The following is a 3,750-nucleotide window of genomic DNA, read 5'->3' on the forward strand; positions in this document are numbered from 1 at the left end:
CACCCAACTCGCCATGCCGGTGTATTTGCCCGCATCCTGACCCGGGTAGTTTGGCGTAATCCGATCTTCGTGATCATCCGCATACAAGTGCCACGCAAGCTCAAGTTGCTTCATGTTATTCAGGCATTGGATCGTCTGAGCCTGAGCTTTTGCTTTCGACAGCGCCGGCAGGAGCAAGCCCGCCAGTATCCCAATCACTGCGATAACGACGAGCAATTCAATCAAGGTAAAGCCCCGGGGGAAACAACGGTGATTTACCCGCCGGTGTCCGGCCTTTGTTGTCGCTGGCTTTATCATCGTAAGACTGGCGTGCGACTTTCATCGCACGCCCGCAGGTCACGTTAAGCAGCAGCCGTGCCGGATACGAGCAACTTGGCCGCTGGGCCGTTACGGAGACATGAGGAATCCGTGCGCATAATAGTATCCGCTGGGGTGGCCTTGCATCATCCAGTGGTTTCCGCTACCGTCCACGCCTTGATTTCCGCACGGCAGGAAGCACCGAACAACTGACATCAAACCACTGACGATTCAAATGGCTTACCTGAACGATCATTACCTTAAACTGAAAGCGGGTTATTTGTTTCCCGAAATCGGCCGCCGCGTAAAGGCCTTCTGCGAGGCGAATCCGGAAGCGGCAAATCGTCTCATCCGTTGCGGCATCGGCGACGTCACCGAGCCCCTGCCTCCGGCGGTCATCACCGTGATGCACCAGGCGGTGGACGAAATGGGCAACCGCGAAACATTTCATGGCTATGGTCCCGAGCAAGGTTACGAATGGCTGCGGTCGGCCATCGCCAAAAACGATTTTCGTGACCGAGGCATCGACGTGGCCGACGACGAGATTTTTGTCAGCGACGGGTCGAAGTGCGACTGCGGTAACATCCTCGACATTCTCGGCGCGAAAAACAAAATCGCCATCAGCGATCCGGTTTACCCGGTCTATGTGGACACCAACGTAATGGCGGGCCACACCGGCGATTCGAACGAAGCCGGCGCTTACGCGAAGCTGGTTTATCTTCCGTGCCGTCCAAGCAGCGGCTTTATTCCTGACCCGCCGAAGAAGCACGTGGACGTGATTTATCTGTGCTCCCCCAACAATCCGACCGGCGCGGCCGCAACGCGTGGACAGCTTGAAGCCTGGGTAAAGTATGCGTTGGAACAAAAAGCCATCATCCTGTTCGATGCGGCCTATGAGGCGTACATCACCGATCCGGCGCTGCCTCACTCGATTTACGAAATTCCAGGAGCGCGCGACTGCGCCATAGAGTTCCGCAGTTTCTCGAAGAACGGCGGCTTTACCGGGACGCGCTGCGCATTCACGGTCGTTCCGAAATCTCTCAACGCGCAGACCAAATCGGGCGAGTTTAAACCGCTGCATTCGCTCTGGCTGCGCCGGATGACGACGAAGTTCAACGGCGTGTCGTACATCGTCCAGCGGGGAGCAGAGGCCCTTTACTCGGCGGAGGGGAAAACGCAGGTGCGCGCGCTCATTGAGCATTATCTCGGCAATGCAAAGGTGCTTCGCGAAGGCGCGAGGAAGGCCGGTCTCAAGGTGTTCGGCGGTGTGAATGCGCCTTATATCTGGGTGCGCACGCCGAAAGGCGTCACCAGCTGGCAGGCCTTCGACAAAATACTGAACGAAGCGAACGTCGTCATCACACCCGGCAGCGGTTTCGGCTCAAAGGGCGAAGGGTATTTCCGGATTTCGGCATTCAACAGTCGTGCCAACGCCGAAGAAGTCGCACGCCGCCTGCAGGCATTGAAATGGTAAAGCTTTCACCATCCAATGAACGAGCCGCAGCCACGTGGTGGCGAAATTCAACCGGCGCGGTTGCGGCTGCTTCGCGGCGCGTGAAATCAAAAGCAATCATCGCCTCCCTCTGCGTTTGGTTGTCTGCGATGGCGGCGGAACCAGCGCCACCACAGCCGGGTGCAACTGAACGATTGGAACGGGGGCACCTCCAGGCCGTTCACGAGGCCCGGCTGGAATTCGCGCGCGAGCGCCGACCAACGCCCGATTTCGGAGTTTACGAAGATTTCCGCGCGGTCATTCATGTTCATGCCGAGGACGCGCCCCATACCAAGGGCACGCGCCCGCAGGTGCTCGACGCCGCAAAAAAAGCCGGCGTCCGCATCGTGATGTTCACCGACCACGGCGGACCGAAACCGGAGACCTGGCGCGGAATGCGCGACGGGGTTTTGTTCATCGCCGGAGAAGAAAACGGCGGCGCGGGTTTGCTGCGGTTTCCGCATTTTGGCACGGATCAAACCCAGTCCACCAACGACGAACTTCGTTTTCTCTCGCACATCGAGGAGCGTTACGATGCGTCCAGTGACGGTTTCGCAGGGATGGAAATCAGCAACCGCCACACCGATGCCAAACTCGACAAGAGTTTGCAGAACTATCTGCTGGGAGCCGTGACGAACCCCGTTGAATGGAAAATGCTCGTGAGTAATTTTCAGACGTTCCCTGATGAATTCTTCGGCTCGGGCACGGATTATCATCCGGAAATCTTCGCCAAATGGGACCGGGAACTGGAGAAGCACCCGTTCACCGGCATCGGCGCGAACGACGCGCACCAGAACCAGATCTTCCTGGGAACCACATTCGATCCGTATGAAGTGAGCTTTCGCAATCTCACCACGCACATCCTGGCGCGCGAGCTGACGGAGCCGGAGGTCCGGCGGGCGCTGCGCGACGGCCATGCTTACGTGTCGCACGACTGGCTTTGCGATCCCACCGGCTTCGCGTTCGGCGCGGTCAACAATCTGGGCGTCTTTCCCATGGGCGACCCCGCGTTGATGGCGGGCACCACGCGGATCGTGGGCCTCACCCCGTTGCCCGCCAGGTTGAAGCTGATTCACAATGGAGAAAAAGTCTTCGAAGCCGTCGGCACCAACCTGACCTTCACTGCCAAACAGCCCGGCGCATATCGTCTGGAGGCCTGGCTGACCATGGATGGCGAGGAGCGACCCTGGATCTACTCCAACCCGATCTACCTCAGGGCGCCGTCGCTGGCCGACCTGCGCCTTCCTTCACGCGAAATTGCGGCGAACGTGGAAGTCAGGGCGGACATTGACTACGCCGGCGGCGACCCCTCCGATGCCAACAAGCACAAACTCGATTTGTATCTACCGAAAGACAAAAAGTCCGCGCCCGTCTTCTTTTTCATTCACGGCGGCGCCTGGAAATCGGGCGACCGTTCACAATATCTCCCGCTGGGCAACCGTTTCGCGAAGGAAGGCATCTTGACCGTGATCCCGAGTTATCGCCTCGCGCCAAAGCACCCACACCCGGCGCAGATCGAGGACGTCGCGGCCGCCTTCGCGTGGATGGTCCGACATGTCAGCGAATACGGCGGAGACACGAACCGCATTTACGTGGGCGGACATTCCGCCGGCGGACACCTTGCCGCCCTGCTGGCGCTTGATGAACGCTATCTGAAGGCGAGCGGACTCTCTGTGAAAAATATTCGCGGCACGATTGCGCTCAGTGGCGTTTACGACCTCGCAGAAAGCGAAGGCCAGGCCTCGGTGTTCGGCAAAGACAGGAAAGTCCGGCGCGACGCTTCACCCCTGTTCCACGTCAAAAGCCCGGCTCCGCCGTTCCTGGTTTCCTACTGTCAGTGGGATTATCCGACCCTGCCTTTCCAGGCCAGGCTATTTCACGCAGCGCTGCAGAAGGCCGGCATTGCGACGGATTTGCTTTTCGTTCCACGCGAAAGCCACATTTCAGAAATGATCTCCATC

3 protein-coding genes are annotated in these 3,750 nt (G+C 58.7%); 2 read left to right on the forward strand and 1 reads right to left on the reverse strand.

Going from position 1 to position 3,750, the window contains the following annotated elements:
* On the reverse strand, positions 1 to 297 hold a 297-nt coding region (locus VN887_09845; protein HXT40313.1), incomplete at its 3' end, for a type II secretion system protein.
* A 235-nt stretch (positions 298 to 532) separates the two neighbouring features.
* Here VN887_09845 and VN887_09850 point away from each other — a divergent pair.
* Together VN887_09850 and VN887_09855 are read left to right on the forward strand one after the other, a co-directional pair.
* A complete protein-coding gene (locus tag VN887_09850; GenBank protein ID HXT40314.1) occupies positions 533 to 1,771 on the forward strand; it encodes an LL-diaminopimelate aminotransferase in 1,239 nt (412 codons plus the stop codon).
* An 80-nt stretch (positions 1,772 to 1,851) separates the two neighbouring features.
* A partial coding sequence (locus VN887_09855) for an alpha/beta hydrolase fold domain-containing protein (protein ID HXT40315.1) occupies positions 1,852 to 3,750 on the forward strand: 1,899 nt, incomplete at its 3' end.

Source organism: Candidatus Angelobacter sp. (assembly GCA_035607015.1).
Classification (GTDB): domain Bacteria; phylum Verrucomicrobiota; class Verrucomicrobiia; order Limisphaerales; family AV2; genus AV2.

What these genes read in the sequence shown, in the direction of transcription:
- VN887_09850 (HXT40314.1), top strand. Translation starts at nt 533, where the DNA reads ATGGCTTACCTGAACGATCATTACCTTAAACTGAAAGCGGGTTATTTG.